18 protein-coding genes are annotated in these 23170 nt (G+C 71.7%); 8 read left to right on the top strand and 10 right to left on the bottom strand.

Annotation, left to right across the window (positions count from 1 at the left end; translation table 11 throughout):
• Positions 1-73 precede the first annotated feature (73 nt).
• The 4 genes from CI089_RS05230 to CI089_RS05215 form a co-directional block, all read right to left on the bottom strand.
• On the bottom strand, positions 74-649 hold the full coding sequence (locus tag CI089_RS05230) for a DUF3618 domain-containing protein (protein WP_094260553.1): 576 nt from the start codon (positions 647-649) through the stop codon (positions 74-76).
• Positions 646-1062, bottom strand: coding sequence for a phage holin family protein (locus CI089_RS05225; protein WP_094260552.1), 417 nt, complete (start codon positions 1060-1062; stop codon positions 646-648). Before CI089_RS05225 ends, CI089_RS05230 begins: the two co-directional genes overlap by 4 nt.
• A complete protein-coding gene (locus tag CI089_RS05220) occupies positions 1052-1873 on the bottom strand; it encodes a hypothetical protein (RefSeq protein ID WP_094260551.1) in 822 nt (273 codons plus the stop codon). The genes CI089_RS05225 and CI089_RS05220 overlap by 11 nt, the downstream gene beginning before the upstream one ends.
• 374 nt (positions 1874-2247) lie before the next feature.
• Positions 2248-3768: an HNH endonuclease signature motif containing protein gene (locus tag CI089_RS05215; RefSeq protein WP_094260550.1), complete on the bottom strand. Its 1521-nt coding sequence runs from the start codon at positions 3766-3768 to the stop codon at positions 2248-2250.
• A gap of 209 nt (positions 3769-3977) precedes the next feature.
• On the opposite strand from CI089_RS05215, the gene CI089_RS05210 reads away from it, so the two are divergent.
• From CI089_RS05210 to CI089_RS05185, 6 genes are all read left to right on the top strand, one after another.
• Complete coding sequence (locus CI089_RS05210; protein ID WP_094260549.1) at positions 3978-4265, top strand: WXG100 family type VII secretion target; 288 nt, start codon at positions 3978-3980, stop codon at positions 4263-4265.
• Between the two features lie 62 nt (positions 4266-4327).
• Positions 4328-4903 carry a hypothetical protein gene (locus tag CI089_RS05205; protein ID WP_094260548.1) on the top strand — a complete coding sequence of 192 codons (576 nt, stop codon included), beginning with the start codon at positions 4328-4330 and terminating at the stop codon, positions 4901-4903.
• Positions 4904-5059: 156 nt separating this feature from the next.
• The gene (gene glgX, locus CI089_RS05200; RefSeq protein WP_094260547.1) at positions 5060-7273 is read left to right on the top strand and encodes a glycogen debranching protein GlgX; all 2214 of its coding nucleotides are present in this window, start codon (positions 5060-5062) and stop codon (positions 7271-7273) included.
• Positions 7270-9705: a malto-oligosyltrehalose synthase gene (gene treY / locus CI089_RS05195; protein ID WP_094260546.1), complete on the top strand. Its 2436-nt coding sequence runs from the start codon at positions 7270-7272 to the stop codon at positions 9703-9705. Before glgX ends, treY begins: the two co-directional genes overlap by 4 nt.
• Entirely contained in the window at positions 9702-11438 is a 1737-nt protein-coding gene (treZ, locus tag CI089_RS05190; protein ID WP_094260545.1) for a malto-oligosyltrehalose trehalohydrolase, read from the top strand. Before treY ends, treZ begins: the two co-directional genes overlap by 4 nt.
• A 31-nt stretch (positions 11439-11469) precedes the next feature.
• The gene (locus CI089_RS05185) at positions 11470-12321 is read left to right on the top strand and encodes a tryptophan-rich sensory protein (RefSeq protein WP_094260544.1); all 852 of its coding nucleotides are present in this window, start codon (positions 11470-11472) and stop codon (positions 12319-12321) included.
• A 106-nt stretch (positions 12322-12427) separates the two neighbouring features.
• On the opposite strand, the gene CI089_RS05180 is transcribed toward CI089_RS05185, so the two are convergent.
• Positions 12428-13153, bottom strand: coding sequence for a glutamine amidotransferase-related protein (locus tag CI089_RS05180; RefSeq protein ID WP_094260543.1), 726 nt, complete (start codon positions 13151-13153; stop codon positions 12428-12430).
• 75 nt (positions 13154-13228) lie between these two features.
• Here CI089_RS05180 and CI089_RS05175 point away from each other — a divergent pair, with 75 nt between their 5' ends.
• Positions 13229-13528 (top strand): hypothetical protein, encoded by a 300-nt coding sequence (locus tag CI089_RS05175; protein ID WP_094260542.1) that lies wholly within the window; start codon positions 13229-13231, stop codon positions 13526-13528.
• Positions 13529-13573: 45 nt separating this feature from the next.
• On the opposite strand, the gene CI089_RS05170 is transcribed toward CI089_RS05175, so the two are convergent.
• Together CI089_RS05170 and CI089_RS05165 are read right to left on the bottom strand one after the other, a co-directional pair.
• Entirely contained in the window at positions 13574-14335 is a 762-nt protein-coding gene (locus CI089_RS05170) for a LysR substrate-binding domain-containing protein (protein ID WP_094260541.1), read from the bottom strand.
• Positions 14336-14428: 93 nt separating this feature from the next.
• Positions 14429-14836, bottom strand: a complete 408-nt coding sequence (locus CI089_RS05165) for a UDP-3-O-(3-hydroxymyristoyl)glucosamine N-acyltransferase (protein ID WP_023953942.1) — start codon at positions 14834-14836, stop codon at positions 14429-14431.
• A gap of 232 nt (positions 14837-15068) precedes the next feature.
• Between CI089_RS05165 and CI089_RS05160 the strand changes: the two genes are divergently transcribed.
• On the top strand, positions 15069-15716 hold the full coding sequence (locus CI089_RS05160; RefSeq protein ID WP_094260540.1) for a YitT family protein: 648 nt from the start codon (positions 15069-15071) through the stop codon (positions 15714-15716).
• Positions 15717-15740: 24 nt separating this feature from the next.
• On the opposite strand, the gene CI089_RS05155 is transcribed toward CI089_RS05160, so the two are convergent.
• The 3 genes from CI089_RS05155 to CI089_RS05145 all read right to left on the bottom strand — a co-directional run bounded on the left by CI089_RS05155 (position 15741) and on the right by CI089_RS05145 (position 23091).
• The gene (locus CI089_RS05155) at positions 15741-16514 is read right to left on the bottom strand and encodes a DNA-formamidopyrimidine glycosylase family protein (RefSeq protein WP_094260539.1); all 774 of its coding nucleotides are present in this window, start codon (positions 16512-16514) and stop codon (positions 15741-15743) included.
• Complete coding sequence (locus tag CI089_RS05150) at positions 16507-21321, bottom strand: Lhr family ATP-dependent helicase (RefSeq protein ID WP_094260538.1); 4815 nt, start codon at positions 21319-21321, stop codon at positions 16507-16509. Before CI089_RS05150 ends, CI089_RS05155 begins: the two co-directional genes overlap by 8 nt.
• Before the next feature lie 102 nt (positions 21322-21423).
• A complete protein-coding gene (locus CI089_RS05145) occupies positions 21424-23091 on the bottom strand; it encodes an ABC-F family ATP-binding cassette domain-containing protein (RefSeq protein WP_094260537.1) in 1668 nt (555 codons plus the stop codon).
• Between the last annotated feature and the right edge of the window lie 79 nt (positions 23092-23170).

Genomic DNA, 23170 nt, shown 5'->3' with positions numbered 1-23170 from the left:
CGACCGTGCACCGGGTCGGCGGCGGATGCCGTCCCGGTGCACGGTTCGTGCAGCGCTCGCGCCGCGGTGGGTGTCAGCTGCCGCTGACGTTGTCTCGAGCCTCCTGGGCGCGACCGGTGACGTTGTCGACCCCGTCCTGCGCGTCGCTCTTGACGTGGGAGACCGCCTCGGTCGCGGTGTCCTTGACGGCCGCGGCGGCATCCTGCACCGGCTCCTTCAGGTCGGAGCCGACCTGCTGGGCGACGCTCTTGGCTTCGTCGACGAGGGGCTGCGCCTGCTCCTTGACGTCGGCTGCGATGCCCTTCTCCTTCGTGGATGCCGGGATGAGCGAGGCGACGAGCAGGCCGCCGGCGAATGCCATCAGGCCGACGGCGAGGGGGTTGCCCTCGGCCTTGGCGCCCACCTTGTGTGCGGCGTCCGACACGCCTCCGGCGACCGAGGAGCCCGCGTCGTGGAGGGACGAGCCGGCGTCGTCGGCCGCACCCATCACGCGGTCGCGGACTGACCCGAGGGCGCCCTTGATCTTGTCGGTCTGGCGGTGGGCGATCTTCGAGGGCGTCACCTTGTCGACGAGAGCGTCGGTGTCTTGGCTCAGCTCGCGACGCTTGCGTTCGATGTCGGCGCGGATCGCTTCCGGTGAATCGGTCATCGGTTCTCCTCATTTCTCTTCAGTGCGTCGGGGATCTTGCCCAGGGTCTCGGCCGTCTGCGGGGCGCCCTGGACGCGCGCGAGCTGCTTGCGCCCGAGGGCGTACAGCACGGCCGCGATGACGCCCCAGATGACGGCCACGATGACGGCCGACCAGCCGAGGCCGACGAGGTGGCCGAGGGCCCACCAGAGCGCGATCGACAGGAAGAAGATCGCCATGAGCGCCGCGTATCCCGCGCCGCCCAGCATCCCGGCTCCCTTGCCCGCCCGTGTCCCCGACTCCTTCAGTTCGGCCTTGGCCAGGTTGATCTCCTGGCGCATCAGCTCCGACAGGTCGCGTGTCACCTCGCCCAGCAGATCGCCGAGCGACGTGGTGGCCGCCTGCTGCTCGGAGGGCGTGGGGTTATCGGTCATCTCGGGTCTCCCCGACGCCCTCGGTGTACGGCTCGTCGGCTGCCCGGCCGACGGAGCTGTCGTACAGCGGCGTGGGCTCTGCGGCATCCGGTGCGGAGCCGATCGGGTCGTCGAGCGGAGCCCCGACCGGAGCGTGCGACGGCGCCGACGGCGCGGCCGGGATGCCGGTGGCGGCGGCGCCCGGCGTGCCGATCGGCGCGTCGAGCGGAGCGTTCACCGGGGCGGGCGACGGCGCCGAGGGGGCCGCGGGCACTCCGCCGGTCGTGCCGGTCGTGCCGGAGACGGAGTCGTGCTCCTCCTTCGCGCCCTCGGCAAGAGCGCGAGTGAGGCGGCCGGCGACGACGCCCGCGATCAATGCGCCCGCGATGAAGACGCCCGGCTTGCGGCGGGCGAAGCTCTTCACCTCGCTGACCAGCGAACCCGGGTCGCGCTGCGAGAGCCAGTCGGACGCGCCGCTCACGCGGCTCGAGACCTGACGCACCAGGTCGGTGGCGATGCCGGGGTTCTCGGAGTTCTGGGCCAGGGAGTCCAGCTCGTCACCGATCGAGCGCAGCCCGTCGGCGACGCGCTGCTGCTGCGACGCGGCCTGCTCCGTGAGCTGCTGCTTCGTCTGCGCGTACACCTGCTTCGCCTGAGACTTCGCCTCCGACGCGACACCCGCCGCTTCCTGCTTGGCCGTCTCGACGACGTGACCGGCCTCGGCCTTCGCGGTGCCCGCGACCTCTCCGGCTTCGTGCTTCGCCGTCTCTGCCGTGCCCGACCCTGATCCTGCCTGCGAGCCGGACGTCGGCTCACCATAGTTCTGCGACATCGGTTCTCCTCTCGGTACCGCTTTGCGTTCGTGGGGTGCCGATGTAACGCCTCATCCACGCCTCTTGCCCCGGGGCTTGACGACGGCGAGGCGCTGTGGGATGGTCGCGCCTTCTGTACCGACGCTGCGCGAAACGGATCCGAATCCGGGCGCCGATCCGGTGCGGCGTGCGTGGCGCGGGCCATCGCGCGAGCCGGACTCCGTTCCCCCTCGGGATGCCGCGGCAGACGGGCGGCAGCGGGCTGCTCTGTCGCGCGGGTAGGCGCTGTCGCGCGGGCAGGCGCTGTCGCCGGGCAGGCCCCGTGGCGCGGGCAGGTGCTGTTACGCGGGTCGGCTCAGTTGCGCGCGGGGCGACGTTGCGCGCGGGGCGGCGCTCAGAACGGAGGGGGGTCGTTCCAGCGGTTCGCCGGGAGTGGCGGACCGCCGCGCTGCGGTGGCTCGTGCGTGGAGCGGGTTCGCGATCGGTCACTTCCCGGCGGCTCGTCGATGATGAAGGCGACGAGTGGTGGTGGTGCGTCTTCGCGGTAGACCCGCCCGGTGGGTGAGGTCCACACGAGCCGCCCACCCGGGAGTTGTCGTACTCGCCAGCGGGTGTGGTGTTTGACGTCGTGGTGTCGTTTGCAGAGGTTGGCGAGGTTGCACACGTGCGTGGCTCCGCCGTCGGAGGCGGCGATGGTGTGGTCGAGTTCGCACCTGATGGCGGGTTGTCGGCATCCGGGGAACCGGCAGTGCCGGTCCCGCGCCCGCAGCAGTCTGATCATCGCGGCGGTAGGCCGGTAGCTGTCGCACTCCAGCACGGTTCCGGTGACGGGGTGGGTGAGCAGCCGGTCCCACGAGGTCGCGTTGCCCGCGAGTTCGCGGGCGGTGGCGGCGTCGATGGGGGAGCGGCCGGCCAGGTCGGCGGGCCCATCATCCTGGCCCATCAGTGTCAGCGCGGATACCGCGACTTGCACGTGTGCGCGGATCGCTCCGAGCGTTCCGTCGCCGTCGCCGGTCGCGGTGGGGTCGAGGGCGGGCGTTCCGGCGAGCAAGAGGTCGGAGAACACGTCGGCGCGGACTTGGTCGATCGTGCGCGCATCGTCGATGAACGACGACTCGTCCGGCGGCGGGGAGGGGAACAGCCCGGCGGCATCGCCGCCGTGGGCCCGGCCGTCGCTGCCATCGGCGGGCGCAGCATCCCGGGCAGTGCTTCCCTCCGCCTCAGCGACGTCGGCCGCAGCGTCAGCCTGTGCCCGTGCGTTGATGATCTCGCGGGCCTGCCGCGTCAGCCGGTCGACGATCCCGTCGGCGATGACGGTCGGCAGGGTCGCGATGAGATCCGACATCCCATCCGAACTGGGCTGCACCCGCACGCACCGTCCCGCCGCGGCCTCTTCATGCCGCTCGGTGAACGTCCGCGGATGCATCCGCTCTGCCAGCATCCGCAACGCCTCCAGCACACGGTTGGGCCTCTCGCCCTCACACCGTTCGACCGCGACGCGTTCGAACTCCGCCCGCTCCGCCACGGGCACGAGGCATCCGACCTCCTGAATGACCCGCACGTGCCCGCGGACGATCCGTCCGGCCTCCCACGCCGCCATCGTCACCGGATAGTTCTCGACCAGATCCCGCGCCTCGTCGATGCGCCGCTGCAACGTCCGGTCGGTCGCCACGAAGACCCCGGCGAGCTCCGCCGCGATGCCACGCAGCGCCATCTCCCGCGCCTTGACCCGCTCCGGTGCCCCAGCAGCCTGCTTCTCGGCGAGAACCCCGGCCGCGGCGAGCACCCGAACCTCACGGATCTGCGCCAAACGCGCAGCATCCGCCGCCCCCTCCGCATCCGCCACCAAAGCCGCGAGGACGTCGACGTCACCGTCGCTGCCCATCCCGCCGCCGAGTCCGCCATTCGAATGCATGTTCGAATACTGTCACGAACCTCAGACATTGCCCCGCGACTTTCCACAGGCGCCGCAACGCCACAATCGGCGACTCCCCGACAAGACGCTGACGTCCGAGCGGAGCAGGGTGGGGAGTTCTCCCCATCGACCCGGGGTGATCGGTGCCGATAGGTTTTGGGTGTCGGCTCCGGAGGGGGGTCGGGACATCTACTTTCAGGAGGGCCGTCATGGCTGATTTCGGTGCGTCTTATGGCGAGATGGAGCAGGTTGCGAGCTCGCTGTCGCAGGCTCGTGATGACATTCAGGGTCAGCTGGACACCTTGAAGTCGCAGGTGGATACGCTGCTGGGTGAGGACTTCAAGACGCAGCACGCGTCGGGCAAGTTCGGTGAGGGCTACTCCGAGCTGACGACGGGTCTGAAGAACGCCGTCGATGGCATCAACGACATGTCCGAGGCGCTGCTGGGCATGATGCGCGCGATCCAGGACCTCGACCAGCAGCTCGCCGGCAGCTGACGCTGAGATCCCATCTCTTCGCAGCGCGGGTCCGGACAACACGTCCGGCCCGCGCTTCGGCGTTGGCGCTGGGGCTCGCGACGTCGTGCGCGGCGCTGACCGGGTGTGCTTCGTCCGATCCGCCGCCGAGCGGCGTTGCGCTCTACTGGCAGGCGGAGAGTCTGTACTTCGACTTCCGCGAGACGACCAATGGCGTGCTCGCCGTCATCGATGAGGGCCCGTGGGAGGTGCGGACGTACGGGATGACGCCGTCCGGTGCCGGGTGCGACGATGGGTGGAAGTTCGACCTGACGCGCACGACGACCATCGATCCCACCGATGTCGAGGGCAAGCGCGAAGCCGTCGCGCAGCACCTGGTGTCCGAAGGCTTCGACGTCGACGGCATGGATCTCGCGCCGGGCGAGGTCGCGTCTACGGACGTGATCGTCCGCGAGCAGGGCGTCTACACCCTGCTGACGGTGACGCTGGTCGACAACGGGAACGTCGTCGTCACCGCCACGTCGCCATGCAAGCCCGGCGACAAGTTCGAGCTCAGCCGGATGCTGTTCGGCACGGGCCCCCTGCCTGAGGGGTATCTCCCCGACCGAGAATCTCCCGCCGACCCCGTGTTCTTCGGCACCGACCTCGGCGAGCGCTGACTCTCATCGCGACGGTCCACTCGCCAGAATCTGCGGATCCGAAGCCCCGTGCATCCGCATCTTGTGGCGAGTCGACCGGTTGTGCGCACTTGTCAAGGGCACCGGGTCGCCTGATTGCGCCTGAGTAGTGTGAGCCTCACGAACAGGGGAGATCACATGCAGGCATGGCCGGGTTCCGCGTATCCGCTCGGAGCGACCTACGACGGGAACGGAACGAACTTCGCCCTCTTCAGCGAAGGCGCCGAGAAGGTGGAGCTGTGCCTCTTCGACGAGGACGGCACCGAGACGTGCGTCGAGCTGCGCGACGTCGACGCCTTCGTGTGGCACGCCTATCTGCCGAACGTGCAGCCGGGCCAGCGCTACGGATACCGCGTGCACGGACCGAACGACCCGGCCGACGGCAAGCGGTTCAACCCGAGCAAGCTGCTGCTCGACCCGTACGCCAAGGCCGTCGAGGGTCAGATCGACTGGGGACAGCCGGTGTTCGGCTACAACTTCGGCGAGCCGGACTCGTTCAACGACGAGGATTCGGCCGCCCACATGATGAAGGGCGTCGTCGTCAACCCGTTCTTCGACTGGGCAGGCGACCGTCAGCCGAAGATCCCGTACGCCGAGAGCGTCATCTACGAGGCGCACGTCAAGGGCCTGACGCAGCTGCACCCCGACATCCCCGAAGACATCCGCGGGACCTACGCCGGCCTCGCACACCCCGCCGTGATCGACCACCTCAAGAAGATCGGCATCACGGCGATCGAGCTGATGCCGGTGCACCAGTTCGTCAACGACTCCACGCTGCAGGAGAAGGGGCTGTCGAACTACTGGGGCTACAACACGATCGCGTTCTTCGCGCCCCAGAACACCTACTCGGCCACGGGCGACCACGGCCAGCAGGTGCAGGAGTTCAAGGCGATGGTCAAGGCGCTGCACGCCGCCGGCATCGAGGTCATCCTCGACGTCGTCTACAACCACACCGCCGAGGGCAACCACATGGGCCCGACCCTCTCGATGCGCGGCATCGACAACGAGGCCTACTACCGCCTCGAGGACGACGACAAGCGCTACTACACCGACTACACCGGCACCGGGAACAGCCTCAACGTCGGCAACCCGCACGCGCTGCAGCTGATCATGGACTCGCTGCGCTACTGGGTGACCGAGATGCACGTCGACGGCTTCCGCTTCGACCTCGCGGCGACCCTCGCGCGCGAGTTCTACGACGTCGACCGACTGTCGGCCTTCTTCGAGCTCGTGCAACAGGACCCGATCGTCTCGCAGGTCAAGCTCATCGCCGAGCCGTGGGACATCGGCCCCGGCGGCTACCAGGTCGGCAACTTCCCGCCGCAGTGGACGGAGTGGAACGGCAAGTACCGCGACACGGTCCGCGACTTCTGGCGCGGCGAGGCCTCGACCCTCGGCGAGTTCGCCTCGCGCCTCACCGGCTCGGCCGATCTCTACGAGCACGACGGCCGCTGGCCCGTGGCATCCATCAACTTCGTCACGGCCCACGACGGCTTCACGCTGCGCGACCTCGTGTCGTACAACGAGAAGCACAACGACGCCAACGGCGAGGACGGCAACGACGGCGAGTCGCACAACCGCTCGTACAACATGGGCGTCGAGGGACCCACCGACGACCCGCACGTGCTGACGATGCGCGCCCGCCAGCAGCGGAACTTCCTCGCGACGCTGCTCCTCAGCCAGGGTGTGCCGATGATCTGCCACGGCGACGAGCTGGGCCGCACCCAGCAGGGCAACAACAACGGCTACGCGCAGGACAACGAGCTGACCTGGATCCACTGGGACCAGGTCGACCAGCCGCTCATCGAGTTCACGGCGGCTCTGGCTCGGCTGCGCCGCCAGCACCCCACGTTCCGCCGCAGCCGGTTCTTCGACGGGCGTCCCGTTCGGCGCGAAGAGGGCGCCCCGGTGCCCGACATCATGTGGCTGCGCCCCGACGGCACGGCGATGCAGCCCGAGGACTGGGACTCCGGCTTCGGGCGGGCGGTCGGCGTCTTCCTCAACGGCGACGGCATCCGCGAGCGCGATCGTCGCGGCGAGGACATCTCGGACGACCACTTCTTCGTGCTCTTCAACGCCGGTGACGATGAGGTCGAGTTCACGGTCCCCTCCGACCAGTACGCCGACCGGTGGGAGGTCCTCGTCGACACGAGCGGCGAGCTCGTCGGCACCGAGCCCCTGGAGGGTGGCAACGCGCTGCAGGTCCGGGCCAAGTCGCTCGTCGTCCTGGGCGAGTACACCGAGCCCGAGCCCGAGACCGACCACTCGGTGGCCGCGTCGCTCGCGGCGTACACGACGCCGATCGACATCGTCCCCGCCGAAGCGCCGACCCCCGAGGTCACGGGCCGATGACCGCTCCGATCTCGACCTACCGGCTGCAGATCCGTCCGGCGTTCGACCTCGCGGCCGCCGCCGAGATCACGGACTACCTCCGAGACCTCGGCGTCGACTGGGCCTACCTCTCTCCGCTGCTCGCAGCGGCGGAGGGGTCGGATCACGGCTACGACGTCGTCGACCCGACGATCGTCGACCCCCGCCGCGGCGGCGCCGAGGGGCTCGCGCGCTTCTCGGCCGCCGCCCGGGATGCCGGACTCGGCGTGCTCGTCGACATCGTGCCGAACCATCAGGGCGTCGCGGTCCCCGCTGAGAACCCCTGGTGGTGGGATGTCCTCCGACACGGTCGCGGGTCGGCCCACGCCGAGGCGTTCGACATCGACTGGGAGCACGGCGGGGGCAAGGTCGGCCTGCCGATCCTCGGCTCGACGCTCCGCGAAGCCGTCGCCGCCGGTGAGATCGAGGTCGCGCCGGTGACCGCCGGTGAGGCGAACGGCGCCGAGGGCGTCGCCCGCTACTACGACCACGTGCTGCCGCTCGCCGACGGGACAGCACCCGCGGCCGCGACGACCGACCCCGCCACCGTGGATGCCGTCCTCGCCGCTCAGCACTGGCGCGCCGCGTTCTGGCGCGACGACGCGACCGAGCTGAACTACCGGCGCTTCTTCGCCGTGAACACGCTGGCCGGAGTGCGCGTCGACGTCCCGGAGGTCTTCGAGGCGAGCCACGTCGAGATCCTGCGCTGGCTGCGCGAAGGCCTCGCCGACGGTCTGCGCATCGACCACCCCGACGGCCTCGCCGATCCGGGCGGATACCTCGATCAGCTCGCCGCGGCGACCGGCGGGGCGTACGTCGTGGTCGAGAAGATCCTCGAGCACGCCGCCACGGACCACGCCGAGCAGCTGCCGTCATGGTGGGCGACCGCCGGCACGACCGGGTACGACGCGATGGCCGAGATCGACCGTGTGCTCATCGATCCCGCCGGCGAGAGCCGGCTCGACGAGCTCGACGCGTCGCTCCGGTCGGCGGATGCTCCGGCGTCGTACGACGAGATCGTGCGCGAGGCCAAGCGGGCCGTCGCCGACACGCTGCAGGCCGCCGAGGTCGCGCGTCTCGTGCGCTGCCTGCCGACCGATGTGCGCGAAGAGCTGGGCGCGGATGTCGCCCGCGACGCGTTCGCCGAGCTCCTGACGAGCTTCTCGGTGTACCGCGTCTATCCGCCGGTGGGCGACGATCTCGTCGCCGAGGCGGTGGCCGCGGCATCCGCATCCCGTCCCGATCTCGCCGACGCGATCGCGGCCCTCGCCCCGCTGGTGACGGCGGGCGACACCGAGCTGAGCCGCCGCTTCGGTCAGACGACCGGGCCGGTCATGGCCAAGGGCGTCGAAGACAGCGCGTTCTACCGGTACCCGCGCCTCGGCACGCTCACCGAGGTGGGCGGCGACCCGGGCGTCTTCTCGCTCGACGTCGCCGGCTTCCACCGCGCGCAGGCCCACCGCCAGGCGATGTGGCCGCAGGCGCTCACGGCGCTGAGCACCCACGACACCAAGCGCAGCGAGGACGTCCGCGCCCGGCTGTCGGTCATCGCCGAACTGCCCGAGCGTTGGTCCGACGCTCTCGGACGCCTGCGGGCGATCGCCTCGACCGGCGACGGCCGCCTCGACGACCTGCTCTGGCAGGCCATCGTCGGAGCGTGGCCCGCGTCGCCCGAGCGGCTGCGCGACTACGCCGAGAAGGCTTCGCGCGAGGGCGGCATCGTCACCTCGTGGACGGACCCCGATGAGGATGCCGAAGCGCGCATCTCCGCGCTGGTGGATGCCGCGACCTCGGGCGAGGCCCGCGCGGTGGTCGAGGAGGTCGTCGACGAGCTGACGGCGCCCGGACGATCGAACTCGCTCGCCGCCAAGCTGCTGCAGCTGACCGCCCCCGGAGTGCCCGACGTCTATCAGGGCACCGAGCTGTGGGATCTCTCGCTCGTCGACCCCGACAACCGTCGCGACGTCGATTTCGCCGAGCGCCGCGAGCTGCTCGCGAAGCTCGACGGCGGGTGGCACCCCGAGATCGACGACTCCGGTGCGGCGAAGCTCCTCGTCGTGTCGCGGGCGCTCCGCCTGCGTCGCGATCGGCCCGAGCTGTTCACGCGATACGCGCCGCTGCCCGTCGTCGGCCCCGCCGCAGACCACGCCGTGGCCTTCGACCGGGGCGGTGCCGTGACCGTCGCGACGCGCCTGCCCGTCGGACTCGCCGCGCGCGGCGGATGGGGCGACACGGTCGTGATGGTTCCGCCGGGGCGCCACACCGACCAGCTGACCGGCCGCACCTGGGGCGGCGGCGCCGTGCGCCTGGCCGACCTGCTCGACACGTACCCGGTGGCTCTGCTGGCCGCCGAACGTCCCACCGCCGAACGTCCCACCGCCGAACGTCCCACCGCCGAAGAGGAGAACGCATGATCGAGGTATGGGCGCCGCGGCCCGAGCGGGTGCGGCTCCGCCGACCGGATGCCGCCGATGTCGAGCTCTCCCGCTCGGCGGACGGCTGGTGGTCGGCCGACGTCGACCTCGCGCCCGGCGACCGCTACGGCTTCGTCCTCGGCGAGGGCGACGATGTGCGCCCCGACCCGCGCTCGCGTCGGCAGCCCGACGGCGTGCACGGTCTGTCGGCGGTCGACGACCCGTCGTCGTTCGCCTGGACCGATCAGACCTGGACGGGGCGGCCGCTCGCCGGCGGCATCATCTACGAGCTGCACATCGGCACCTTCACGAGCGCCGGCACGCTCGATGCCGCCATCGCCCGGCTCGATCATCTCGTCGAGCTCGGCGTGACCCACATCGAGCTGCTTCCGGTGAACGCGTTCAACGGCACCCATAACTGGGGCTACGACGGGGTCCTCTGGTACGCCGTGCAGGAGAGCTACGGCGGGCCGGAGGCTTACCGACGGTTCGTGGATGCCGCGCACGCGGCCGGTCTCGCCGTCATCCAGGACGTCGTCTACAACCACCTCGGGCCCTCCGGGAACTACCTGCCCGAGTACGGCCCCTATCTTCGCGACGGCCGCCGCAACACCTGGGGCGACAGCGTCAACCTCGATGAGGCCGCCGTTCGCGAGTACATCATCGGCAACGCCGAGATGTGGTTGCGCGACTTCCACGTCGACGGACTGCGCCTCGACGCCGTGCACGCGTTGCACGACGACGACAGCCCGCTGCACATCCTCGGCGAGATCTCCGAACGGGTCGACGCGCTCAGCACGCACCTCGGGCGCCCGCTGACGCTCATCGCCGAGAGCGACATGAACGATCCCGTCATGATCCTGCCGCGCGAGGCCGGCGGTCACGGGATGACGGCGCAGTGGTCGGACGACTGGCACCACTCGGTGCACGTCGCGCTCACGGGCGAAACCGTGGGGTACTACGCCGACTTCGACGCGCTCGATGCCGTGCCGAAGACCTGGAACACAGGGTTCTTCCACGACGGCACCTACTCGTCGTTCCGGGGCCGCGATCACGGGCATCCCATTCCGCCCGAGTCGCCGTCGTGGCGTCTCGTGACGTTCGCGCAGGATCACGACCAGATCGGCAACCGTGCGGCCGGCGACCGACTCTCGGCGACGCTCGACGCCGACCGGCTCGCTGTCGCGGCCGTCCTGACGCTGACGGCGCCGGGAACCCCGATGCTGTTCATGGGCGAGGAGTGGGGTGCGTCCACGCCGTGGCAGTTCTTCACTTCGCACCCCGAGCCCGAGCTCGCCGAGGCGACGGCCGCGGGCCGCAAGCAGGAGTTCGCCGAGATGGGCTGGGACGAGGACCTCGTGCCCGACCCCAACGATCCGGCGACCTTCCTGCGGTCGAAGCTCGACTGGACCGAAACCGACGAGGGCGATCACGCCCGCCTGCTGGCGCTGTACCGCGAGCTGGGCCGGCTGCGCCGCTCGGTGCCCGACCTGACCGACCCCCGGTTCACGGCGCGCGGCGCCGGAGCGACCGAGGGTGAGGGCGGCCGGCTCTACGACCTGCAGCGCGGACGCGCACGCGTACTCGCCAACCTGTCGACCGAGCCGTGGCGGGTCGAACTGGGCGGTGACCGGGTCTGGCTCGAGACGCTGCCGAGCCGGATCGTCGACGGTCTGCTCGTCGTCGAGCCGAACTCGGCCGTCATCGTGGGGCCGGGTCTGTCAAGCGGATGACCCGGCGCGGCGCCCGATCTACCGTGGGGGAATGAGCACCACAGCGCACCACGCCGCCCGGCCCCCGCAGACGTCGTCCGACCTCGTCCGGCAGATCGTCGTCATCTCGGCCGTCGTCTTCATGATCATCGCCGCGATGGTCGGAACGGGGCTGTTCGGCGGGACGAACGTGCGCGAGCTGCAGGGCGGCGCGCTCGACGCCGACTCGACCGTCCTCGCGCCGGGGACGCAGGCGTTCAGCATCTGGTCGGTCATCTACCTGTTCATGATCGGCTACACGATCTGGCAGGCGCTGCCGTCGCAGCGTTCGCGCGACCGGCAGCGGCTCGTGGGATGGTGGATCGCGCTGACCGCCGTCCTCAACGGCGGATGGCTGCTCGCGGCGCAGTTCACGACGCTGCCGCTCACCGTCGTCGCGATCGTGGCGCTGCTCGCCGCGCTCGGGTGGACGTTCCGCCTCCTCGTGCGCTCGCGGCCGCAGTCGGTCGGCGACCGGCTGCTCATGGACGCCACGGTGGGCCTGCACCTCGGGTGGGTGTCGCTGGCCACGGTCGCCAACGTCACCGCCTGGCTCAGCCGGACCGTGCCCGAGTCGTGGGGCATGCAAGCCGACGTGTGGGGTGTGGCCGTGCTCGTGGTCGTCGCCGCCGTCGGCGTCGGAATCGCCGCATTCTCGCGCGGGCGCCCGTCGCCGATCATCGCGCTGTCGTGGGGTCTGGCGTGGATCGCGATCGCCCGTACGACCGATCAGCCCCACTCCACGCCGGTCGCCGTCGCCGCCGTCGCGGTCATCGTCGTGGTCGTCGCCGCCGCAGCGGTCACGGCCTGGCGCTCCAACGGCCGCGAGCACCGCGGCATCCTGCGGCGCCCCCGCACCGCCTGACCGGCCGCGCCGATACATCCGTCGGACCTGTGGTGCTGGTGTCGCCTCGATCGCCGTCGGAGGCCACATCCGCACCGCCGATCCGAAGGTTGTATCGCGCTCGGCGTCAGAACGTGGCGGCGAAGGCGGCGAGGAAGCGGCTCGGCTCGGTCACGGGCGCCGCGAGCACACGGGCCGCGACGCGGTCGTAGTCTGCCGCGTCGAAGTAGCCGTCGTTGCGGTACACCGTCATGCGCTCGGTGAAGTCCTGCGGTGTCGGCTCGGGGTGGAACTGCGTCGCATACAGGCGGTCACCCACCCGGTAGGCCTGCACCGGGCAGTCGCCGTTCGTGGCGAGCAGCACGGCTCCGGCGGGCAGCGTCTCGGTGCACTCCTTGTGCGCGGTGAGCGCGGTGAAGGTCGGGCTGAGGGAACCGAGCAGGGGGTCGGCGCGACCGGCGTCCGTCAGGGTCACGTTCGTCGGCCCGGTGTCCTCGGGGTAGTCGCGTGAGATCGTGCCGCCGAGGCGGGTGGTGGCCACGCCGATGCCGAAGCAGGTGAACAGCGCCGCCGTCCGCCCGGATGCCGCCGCCTCGGCGATGCGCGCGAGGTCGGCCTCCAACCGCAGCTGTCCCTCCGGCTTCGCCGCCGGATCGTCGGTGGCGTTGAACGGACTGCCGCCGACGACGAAACCGCGCCAGCGGTCGAACGCGTCGTCGGGCAGTGAATCGCGCGTCAGGTCGACGCGCTCGAGCCCGGACTCGTCGAGGCCCATGGCGGTGCGGAACGAGGCGTACTCCGCCTCCGCGGCCGCCTGCTGCGGGCGCACGCAGACGTACACGAGCGGGGCCATGCCGAAAGTCTATGGTCCGCACCGAACCGAGCCGGCGGGGATGACCTTCCGTGACGAGCGGAGGACAATGGCCCGATGACCGCCCGCGTGATCATCACCGACCCCGCCGAACTCCTCGCGACGCTCGGCCGGCTCGACGCCGTCGCCGCGGCCCGGGGCTGGCGGGTGCGCCGGCCGGCCGACGCGGTCGGGGTGCAGGCGCGGGCGCGGGACGCTCGCGCGGCGATGCGCCTGCCGGTTCCCGTGGTCGTCGACCTCGAGACGGATCCGGATGCCGCCGCCACGGACGATCCGATCGACGCCGCCGCCCTCCTGTCGCGCACGCCCGTGCCCGGAGCGATCCCCGACGGTGCGCGGCGGCTGCACGGGGCGTGATCCGCGGCGCGCGAGGCGGCGCGGCGCGCGGGCGCGTGGCGCGCGTCAGCGCGACGAGTTCGCGGTGCGGCCTCGGACGATGCCGATGAACGTCTCGACGAGCGGGGTAGTGGCCTCGGCCCGCCAGGCGAGCGCGACGGTCGAGGTGGGAGCATCGACCACGGGGCGGTAGGTCGCATCCTTGCGATGGTGCAGCCGCGCGAGCGACATGGGCACGAGCACGATGCCGGCACCCGTCGCCGCCGTCGCGACCGCATCCTCGGTCGTCGCCAGCCGGGCGAAGGCCGGAGCGACGGCGCCCGGCACCGCGAGGCCCAGCGCGTCGTCGCCGGGCACCATCACGACCTCTCCCGCGAGATCGGCGAGGATCAGCTCGTCGGCGGCGGTGAGCGTGGAGTCGACGCTGCACACGGCGACCGTGATCTCGTCGTAGAGCGGGATGATGCTCAACCCGGAGCGGTCGATCGGCAGCCGCACGAGCGCCGCGTCGACGTCGCCGCCCGCGAGGGCCGCGGCCTGATCGCCGAATCCGACGGTGACGAGGTCGAGCGGGTTGCCCGGCATCCGCTGCTTCCACACGTCGATCCACTTGCCGGGCGTGGCGCCGGGTGCGGCGCCGAGACGGAAGGCGCCGAGCGCGCTGAGGTCCGGCGCAGCGGCATCCGTCTCGCGCCGGCTTGCCGAGGTGCGGTCCGCCTTGCGTGCGACGGGTCGCTGCCCGGATGCCGGGCCGCCGCGGCGCCCGGGGGCACCGCCGCCTCGGCCGCCGCTACGCGCGGGGCGGCCCGAGGAGCGTCCGGGTGTCATGTCTGAAGCGTATCCCGGGGCAGACGCGATCGTCGGGCCCGCGCGCTGCGGGGCCCGACGATCGTCGACGGTGCGGCGCCTACCGCTGGTCGGTCACGCGGCCAGACGGAGCCCGCGCTGGTCGGTGGCCACGTGCTCGCCGTCGGCGATGTTCTCGTCGTCGCCGATGAGCGAGCCACCGGCGACGTGCGCGTGCGCTCCGATGAAGGCACGGATGCCGATCTTCGCCCGCGGACCGATGGCGGCGCCGGAGCCGACGTGCGCGTGCGGCGCGATCTCGACGTTCGGGCCGATGACGGCTTCGCGCTCGATCCACACGCCCCGGCCGATGTGAACGCCCGCCGCGACCTGGACTCCGGGTTCGACGTAGGCGCCTGCTTCGACGAGCGCTGTCGGGTGCACCTTGGCCCCGTTCGCGATCAAGCCCCGACCGTTCGCGTGCTTGCGGTAACGCAGCGTCTCTCCGCGGTCGTTCTCGATGTCGATGTAGTTCTTGCCCACGATCCCCTCCGACAGTTCCGGTTCCGGTACTGAGTACTGGAAACAACCCCGCGATCCGCGTTTTCATTCCCGAGAATCATTCGGAGCGGCGGGTCGACCGGTTTGCTGGAACAAGCGTGCGGTGTCCGGCTGCCGAGGTCGAAGGGGTGTGCGAGGTGACCTCGGCGCGATAACATGCCCGGCTCTCGCCGCGGTGACCCCCGCAGGCGGCCCCGTTTGCGAGGATGGGCGGGTGGAGCCTTCTCGTGCACCGTCGACCGGACCCTCGCTCGTCTTCGAGGCCGCGCTGACGCGCCACACCCGCGCGGAGGATCTGCTCGGGATCGTGACCGGCACGTTCGTGGCATCCCTCGGGCTGTACCTGCTGCAGTCGTCCGGCTCGGTCACCGGCGGCACCGCCGGCCTCGCGCTGCTCCTCGGGTACGCGACGGGATGGTCGTTCCCCGTGCTGTTCGCGGTCGTGAACGCGCCGTTCGCTGCGCTGGCGCTGTGGAAGAAGGGGCTGTCGTTCACGATCCGCACCTTCGTGTCGATCGGCCTGGTGTCGGCGTTCACCTTCGTCCACCAGCACCTGCTGCAGTTCGCCAGCATCGAACCCATCTACGGCACGCTCGGCGGCAACCTGCTCGCCGGCGTCGGGCTGCTCATCCTGTTCCGCCATCGTTCGAGCCTCGGCGGGGTCAACATCATCGCCCTCGTGCTGCAGGAGCGCATGGGCTTCAGCGCCGGATGGACCCAGATGATCTTCGACGTCGTGATCATCGCGTCCGCGCTCCTGGTGCTGCCGTGGCCCGCCGTGCTGCTCAGCGCCGCCGGCGCGGTCGTGCTGAGCGTCGTGCTCGTGCTGAACCACCGCCCCGGTCGGTACATCGGCCGCTGAGCGCGCTTCAGCTCGGGCAGCGCGTCAGGTCTGGCAGCGCGGGCACCAGAAGATGTTGCGCTCGCTCGTGGGCAGCGCCCCGATCTCGCCGGCGCGGATCAGCGTCCCGCACCGGCGGCACGGCTTGTTCTCGCGGCCGTAGACCCACATCCGCTGCCCCGGCCGGTCGTTGCCGGTGAAGGTGCGCGCCGCGCGATCGCGATTCGCGTGGATCATCCGGTAGCCGGTCTCGAGCACCGAGGCGGCGTCGATCTCGGTGGCGGGGGTCGTGGGCAGGATGCCGCGCACGAAGAGCAGCTCGTTCGCGTAGACGTTGCCGAAGCCGGCGACGTTCCGCTGGTCGAGCAGGGCGACGTGGGCGGCGCGCTCGTCCGCGCCCACGCGGCGCGCCGCTTCGGCCAGATCCCAGTCGGGGCCGAGCAGGTCGGGCCCGAGGTGGCCGACGAGACGGTCCTCCTCGGCGGTGGGGAGGACTTCGACCATCGCGAGCTCGAAGCCGACGGCATCCCGATCGCGCGTTCCGACGATCGCGCGGGCCTGGAAGGCGGGCGCTCGCCAGCGCTCACCGTGCCGGTAGACGTGCCAGCGGCCCTCCATCTTGAGGTGCGAGTGCAGGCTGTACGACCCCAGGCGAAGCAGCAGATGCTTGCCGCGGGCTATCGACGACGACACGGTCTCGCCGCGCAGATCCGCCGTCGCGCTGCCGGGAACCCGGATGTCGAACCGCGTGACCTCCTGCCCGACGAGCGCCTCGCCGAGCTTCCGTGCGGCGCGGAAGACCGTGTCGCCCTCAGGCACGCTCGCCGCTTCCCGACATCGCCGCCCGCGAGCCCGCCGTCAGCCGACGCAGCGTGAGGCCGCGTGACGACTCGACGAAACCACCCGCGCGCAGCGCCCGGCCGGTCGGCGTGTTGTAGACGAACTCGCCGTTGACCTGCTCGACGGTGAGGGTGTCGAGGCGGCGTGCCTGAGCCGTTCTCACGAGGTCGGCCGCCGCGGCCGTGAGCACCTCCTCGTCGTCGGTGAAGGCGAGCGCCGAGCGCCCGCCCCGCTCGAGATAGAGCACCAGGGCCCCGTCGACGAGCACCACGACTCCACCGGCCTTCCGGCCCGGCCGGTGCGAGACGCCTTCGAGCGCGGGCCAGCCGAGCGCCGCGCCGTACGGATTGGCGGGGTCGGTCGCCGCGAGCGTCACCGCGCGGCGGGGCGGCGGATCGGGGAGCGCCGCGAACTCCCGCAGGCGGTCGACGGTGACGGACGCCGCGAACTGCGCCGCTCCGAGCGTCTCGATGACGTACCCGCGCCGGCAGTGGCCCGCCTCTTCGAAGCCCGCGAGAACGCGATAGACCTGCGCGAAACCGCCGGGAACACCCTCGGACTGAACGCTGCCCCGGGTGACGACGCCGTAGCGGTCGAGCAGAAGCCCCGCCGAGGCCGTGACGCGGAGCGACGGGTCCGGCTCGACGGCGGGCAGCAGCGACCACCGCCCGCCGAGCGTCGACGGGCGTGGCGCGGCGGGTGTGCTGGGTCGAGCCAGCGGCATGCCGCGGTAGAGGCGGGAACGCGGCGTGCGACGGGCGCTGCGGTGAGCCTGAGATCCACCCGACAAGAGGGAGCGGACGGGCGTGAACGTGTCGTTGGTCAGCCGGCCGGCCCACGCGAGACGCCAGAGTGCGTCGAGCACGCTCTGCTCGTTGGGGGCACCGATCGCGGCAACGAGCTGCCCCGCGAACCAGCCGCCGCCGACGGCGAGAGCCTCGAGAATGCGGACGTCGAGGTCGCCCGCGGTCGCGGACTCGTCGGCCTCGGAGTCGGCGTCGGCCAGCGCGAGGGTGAGGGGCGCCATATCGGCGGGGTGCAGCGCGATCCAGCCGTCGCGCCCGGGCAGGGTGCCGTGCCCCGACCAGACCACCTCGCCCGTCGCGGTCAGCTCGTCGAGCATCCCGGGCGCGTAGTCGCGCACGCGCGAGGGCAGGACGAGTGACTCCCAGGCGCTCGCGGGAATCGGCACACCGGCGAGCTGCTCGATCACGGCGGCGACGCCGTCGACGCCCTCGAGCGGTCGGGTGACGTGCTGCCACACGGGCAGGAACCGCGCGAACGCCTCGGGCGACACGGGCTCGACGCTGCCCCGGATCGCCGCGAGCGACCGCATCCGCAGCCGGCGCAGCACCTCGGAGTCGCACCATTCGAGGTCGTCGGCCTCACTGCCGGACGTCTCGGGCAGGAAGTAGCCGCTCGCCATGCGCCCCTGCGACTCGAGCCGCTGCAGTGTCTGACGCGCGACGGCGTTACCGATGCCGAGCCGCGTCGCGACGTCCGCGGTGCGGAACGGCCCATGGGTGCGGGCGTGGCGTGCGACGAGGTCGGCGAGCGGGTCGACGACCGGTTCGAGGAACGCGGTGGGGATCCCCACGGGAAGAGCCGCACCCAGCGCGTCGCGCAGGCGTCCGGCATCCTCGATCGCCGCGGTCCGCGGCACGCCCGCGATCGTGACCGGGATCGCGCGGCGGGCGGTCACGAGCTGTTGCAGCAGGTCGGCGGCCGCGGCGACGCGGTGTGCGGGAGGAGATTCGCCGTCCGGAGGAGCGGGCGCGGCACTCGCGTCCTCCGCTGTGCCGATCTCCTCCCGTGCACCCGTGCCGGCGCGCTCTTCGAGCCGGGCCGCGACCTCCTCCGCGTTGAGCGGCCCGAGCAGGCGGAGCAGGTCCGCGACGCCTTCTACCCCGCGCGCGCGTCGGCCGGGGTCGAGGCGCTGCGCCTCGCGCTCGAACTGCGCGATCACCTCGGGGTCGAGCAGCTCGCGCATCTCGACTTTGCCCAGCAGCTCGGACAGCAGGGCCGGATCGACGGACAGGGCCGCGGCGCGGCGTTCGGCGAGCGGCGAATCGCCCTCGTACATGAACGCGCCGACGTAGCCGAACAGCAGGTCGCGGGCGTAAGGGGACGGCTGCGACGTCGTCGTCTCGACCAGACGGATGCGGCGGTCGGCGATGCTGCGGGTGATGCGGAGGAGCGCCGGCAGGTCGTAGACGTCCTGCAGCACTTCGCGGAGCGTCTCGAGGATGATCGGGAACGACGGATGCCGCCGCGCGACCTCGAGCAGCTGCGCCGACCGCTGCCGCTGCTGCCACAGCGGCGCGCGCTTGTTGGGGTTGAGCCTCGGCAGCAGCAGGGCCCGCGCCGCGCACTCGCGGAAGCGCGAGGCGAACAGCGCCGATCCGCCGACCTCGTCCGTGACGATCTGTTCGAGCTCGTCGGCGTCGAAGACGAAGAGGTCGGCGCCGGGCGGCTCGGCCGCGGCATCCGGTACCCGCGCGATGATGCCGTCGTCGCTCGCGACGGCCGCGCCCTCGACGCCCAGACGCTCGCGGATACGCGCGTTGACGGCCAGTGCCCACGGAGCATGAACGTGCATGCCGTACGGGGAATGCAGGATGACGCGCCAGTCGCCGACCTCGTCGCGGGATCGCTCGACGGTGAGGGTGCGGTCGGTGGGCAGACTGCCGGTCGCCTCGCGCTGTTCGGCGAGGTGGGCCAGGAGGTTCTCGATCGCGTAGTCGTCGAGACCCGATTCGCGCAGCCGCTCGGTCGCCTTCTCGGGTCCGGCGGCCGACACCTCGCGGCTGAACTTCCCGAGCGCTTCGCCGAGCTCGGCGGGACGCCCCAGGCCGTCGCCGTGCCAGAAGGGGAGCTTGCCCGGCTGACCGAACGCGGGCACGACGTTCACCCGGTCGTGGGTGATCTCGACGATGCGCCAGCTCGTCGTGCCGAGCGTGAAGACGTCGTTGACGCGCGACTCGTAGACCATCTCCTCGTCGAGCTCGCCGACGCGGGCGTTGCGGCTCTCTCCGGCGACGAAGACGCCGAAGAGGCCGCGGTCGGGGATCGTGCCGCCGCTCGTGACCGCGATGCGCTGCGCTCCGGGTCGCCCCGTGAGCGTGCCCTGATCGCGGTCCCACACCAGCCGCGGGCGCAGCTCGGCGAACTCGTCGGAGGGGAAGCGGCCCGCGAGCAGATCGAGCGTCGCCTCGTACGCGGAGCGGGGGAGCGTGCGGAAGGGGGCGCTGCGCCGCACCGTCTCGAACCAGGCCTCGACCTCGATCGTTCCGGTCGCGCACGCGGCGATGGTCTGCTGGGCGAGGATGTCGAGGGGGTTCTGCGGCACCGCGATCGCCTCGATCTTGCCCGCCAGCATCCGCTCGGTCACGACCGCGGTGTGCAGCACGTCGCCGCGGTGCTTGGGGAACAGCGCCGCGCGGCTGACCTCGCCGACCTGGTGGCCGGCGCGTCCGACGCGCTGGAGTCCGGATGCCGCCGACGGCGGCGCCTCGACCTGGATGACGAGGTCGACCGCACCCATGTCGATGCCGAGCTCGAGGCTCGAGGTCGCCACGACGCAGCGGAGCACGCCCGACTTCAGCTCGTCCTCGACCTGAGCGCGCTGCTCCTTCGACACCGAGCCGTGGTGCGCCTTCGCGAGCACCGGCTCGGCGCCGGCGGAGGCCCCGGCCTGCGCCATGACGCCCGCAGGGACCGTGGGCTCGGGGAGATCGCCGCCGAGGCGCTCGGTGTAGATCTCGTTGAGGCGTCCCGTCAGACGCTCGGCGAGCCGGCGCGAGTTCGAGAACACGATCGTCGAGCGGTGCTGCAGGATGCGGTCCACGATCGCCTCCTCGACGTGGGGCCAGACCGACCCCGTGACCTCCGTCGCCTGCGGTGCGCGGTACCAGGCGCCATCGTCGTCTTCGCCGTCGTCATCGTCGTCGCGGCTGCCCGGAGCGCTGGCGGCGACCGCATCCTCGGCGCCGGGCGGGGCCGGGGGATGCAGCATGTCGGGGATCGGCACGACGACGTTGAGGTCGAACGCCTTCGACGCCTTCGGTGCGACGATCTCGACGGGGGCCGCGCCGCCGAGGAAGCGCGCCACCTCGTCGATCGGACGCACGGTGGCCGAGAGACCGATACGCTGCGCGGGCTTCTCGAGCAGCGCGTCGAGGCGCTCGAGGCTGACGGCCAGGTGGGCCCCGCGCTTCGTCGCCGCCACCGCGTGCACCTCGTCGACGATGACGGTGTGCACGCCGCGCAGCGTCTCGGCCGCCTGTGACGTGAGCATGAGATACAGCGACTCGGGCGTCGTGATGAGGATGTCGGGTGGTCGGGCGACGAGGGCGCGCCGATCCGCCGAGGAGGTGTCGCCCGAACGCACGCCGACGGTCACTTCCGGCACTGACTGCCCGAGCCGGCGCGCCGACTGCCCGATGCCGACGAGGGGGGAGCGCAGGTTGCGCTCGACGTCGACGCCGAGCGCCTTCAACGGCGAGATGTAGAGCACCCGGGTGTCCGCCGGCGCGGCATCCGCTTTCCGGCGTTTCGCCGGCTTGTCGTCGACGGGGCCGGCCGTCGCCTTGTCGCGGAAGATGCGGTCGATCGCCCACAGGAACGCCGAGAGCGTCTTGCCCGACCCGGTCGGGGCGACCACGAGGGCGTGCTTGCCGGCGGAGATGGCCTCCCACGCGCCGGCCTGCGCCGAGGTCGGCTTCGAGAACGCGCCACGGAACCAGTCCGCGGTGGGCGCGGAGAATCGGGCGAGCACATCGGCCATGCCTTCATCTTCGCGCGGACCTCCGACATCGGCGCGGCCTTGCGCCCGCGGCATCGCCGTGCCAGCCCCGCCCAGCACCCGGCATCCCGCAGGCACCCCGGCTCAGGACACGGCCGGCACCTCGCTCAGCCGGCCGTCGCGCAGCTCGAGGGTCAGGGAGGGCGCGAGCCGGGCGAGGAAACCGTCGTCGTGGCTGACCACCAGCACGGCGCCGCGGTAGGCGGCGAGGGCCTCGACGAGCTGATCGACCGTGTCGAGGTCGAGGTTGTTCGTCGGCTCGTCGAGCACGAGCAGCTGCGGCGGAGGATCCGCGAGCAGCTCGCGGGCGAGGGTCAGCCGGAACCGCTCCCCGCCCGACAGGGCCGCGACCGGGCGCAGCACGGTGTCGCCGCGCAGCAGGAATCGCGCGAGTCGGTTCCGCAGCTCGACGTCGGTCGAGCCGGGCGCCGCCTCGCGCACGCTCTCGAGCACCATCGCGTCATCCCGCAGCCCGTCGACGCGCTGCGACAGGTACCCCACGCGGTCGGTGTGCGCGGCGGCCGTGCCGTAACTCCTCACTTCCGGCCTGTTCGGCGGGCTGAGGGGACGAATGGATGCCGCAGCGCCGGATTCTGAGGAGTTAATGCCCGCCGACCGCACCAACACCTCGAGCAGCGTCGTCTTTCCCGCACCGTTGGGCCCGACCAGGGCCACCCGCTCGGGCCCCTGGACGACCCACGAGCGCTCGCCGTCGCCGATCGTCGCGATGCGCCGGCCCGCCGCGACGCCGGGATCGGGCAGGTCGATCCGGACGGTGTCGTCGTCGCGGACCCGACGCCCCGCCGCATCGAGCGCCGCCTGAGCGGCCGCTTGCCGCTCGGACGCCTCGCCGCGCGCGCGACCGGCCGACACCTGCGCGGCCGATGCCCGGTTGCCGGAGATGATCCCGGGCACGCGCTTCTCACGCTGCGCTTTGGCCCCCATCGCCGCCCGCCGGGCGAGCTTCGTCTCGGTCTCGACCCGGTCTCGCCGCTCACGCCGGAGGGCTGCGGCCGCGGTGGTCTCGGCCTGACGAGCCGCCGCCTGCTCGGCGTCCCGCCACGCGCGCCATTCCGAGTACGGTCCGCCGAACGTGTCGAGAGCCCCGCCGTAGAGCTCGGCGGTGTCGTCCATGAGCTCGAGCAGCGTCGTGTCGTGGCTGACGACGATGAGCGCACCTCGCCACCCGCGCACGAGCTCGCCGACCCGCTCGCGGGCGTCGCGATCGAGGTTGTTCGTCGGCTCGTCGAGCAGCGCGATCTCGGCTCCGCGCAGTCTCACGCCCACGAGTGCCGCGAGAACCGCCTCACCGCCGGAGAGCTCTCCGACGCGGCGGTCGAGCGCTCCCGGCGGGAGGCCGGCGGCGGTGAGCGCGGCGACCGCTCGGGCCTCGGCATCCCAGTCGTCGCCGATCGTGTCGAAGTGGCGGGGGTCGACGTCGCCCGACTCGACGGCGCGTACGGCGTCGACGACGGGAGCGACCCCGAGCAGGTCGGCGACCCGCCGGTCGACGTCGAGGGTCAGGCGCTGCGGCAGCAGCTCGACCCGTCCGGACGTGATGACCGAGCCGGAGGTCGGCGCGAGCTCGCCCGAGATCAGCCGCAGCAGCGTGGTCTTGCCCGAGCCGTTGCGACCGACGAGGCCGGTACGCCCGGTGCCGAAGGTTCCGGAGATCTCACGCACGGCGGGGGTGCCGTCGGGATGGATGAGGGTGATGCGGTCGAGGACGACCGCGGGTGCGGAATGGGGCATGACTGCCTCCTCGGATGTCGTCGGGCGCGGGCACGACCGACACCGAAGACACCCCGACCGGGGCGGAACGGTCCGGCGG

It is taken from the genome of Microbacterium sp. Yaish 1 (assembly GCF_002245215.1).
Classification (GTDB): Bacteria; Actinomycetota; Actinomycetes; order Actinomycetales; family Microbacteriaceae; genus Microbacterium.
This window is presented reverse-complemented; position numbering and strand designations above follow the sequence as displayed.

Excerpts from the sequence above, each read along its gene's own strand:
- CI089_RS05145 (WP_094260537.1), bottom strand. The coding sequence starts at position 23,091 with ATGCCCCATTCCGCACCCGCGGTCGTCCTCGACCGCATCACCCTCATC.
- glgX (WP_094260547.1), top strand. The coding sequence starts at position 5,060 with ATGCAGGCATGGCCGGGTTCCGCGTATCCGCTCGGAGCGACCTACGAC.
- CI089_RS05210 (WP_094260549.1), top strand. The coding sequence starts at position 3,978 with ATGGCTGATTTCGGTGCGTCTTATGGCGAGATGGAGCAGGTTGCGAGC.
- treY (WP_094260546.1), top strand. The coding sequence starts at position 7,270 with ATGACCGCTCCGATCTCGACCTACCGGCTGCAGATCCGTCCGGCGTTC.
- CI089_RS05150 (WP_094260538.1), bottom strand. The coding sequence starts at position 21,321 with ATGGCCGATGTGCTCGCCCGATTCTCCGCGCCCACCGCGGACTGGTTC.
- CI089_RS05225 (WP_094260552.1), bottom strand. The coding sequence starts at position 1,062 with ATGACCGATAACCCCACGCCCTCCGAGCAGCAGGCGGCCACCACGTCG.
- CI089_RS05185 (WP_094260544.1), top strand. The coding sequence starts at position 11,470 with ATGAGCACCACAGCGCACCACGCCGCCCGGCCCCCGCAGACGTCGTCC.
- CI089_RS05180 (WP_094260543.1), bottom strand. The coding sequence starts at position 13,153 with ATGGCCCCGCTCGTGTACGTCTGCGTGCGCCCGCAGCAGGCGGCCGCG.
- treZ (WP_094260545.1), top strand. The coding sequence starts at position 9,702 with ATGATCGAGGTATGGGCGCCGCGGCCCGAGCGGGTGCGGCTCCGCCGA.
- CI089_RS05170 (WP_094260541.1), bottom strand. The coding sequence starts at position 14,335 with ATGACACCCGGACGCTCCTCGGGCCGCCCCGCGCGTAGCGGCGGCCGA.
- CI089_RS05215 (WP_094260550.1), bottom strand. The coding sequence starts at position 3,768 with ATGCATTCGAATGGCGGACTCGGCGGCGGGATGGGCAGCGACGGTGAC.
- CI089_RS05220 (WP_094260551.1), bottom strand. The coding sequence starts at position 1,873 with ATGTCGCAGAACTATGGTGAGCCGACGTCCGGCTCGCAGGCAGGATCA.
- CI089_RS05175 (WP_094260542.1), top strand. The coding sequence starts at position 13,229 with ATGACCGCCCGCGTGATCATCACCGACCCCGCCGAACTCCTCGCGACG.
- CI089_RS05230 (WP_094260553.1), bottom strand. The coding sequence starts at position 649 with ATGACCGATTCACCGGAAGCGATCCGCGCCGACATCGAACGCAAGCGT.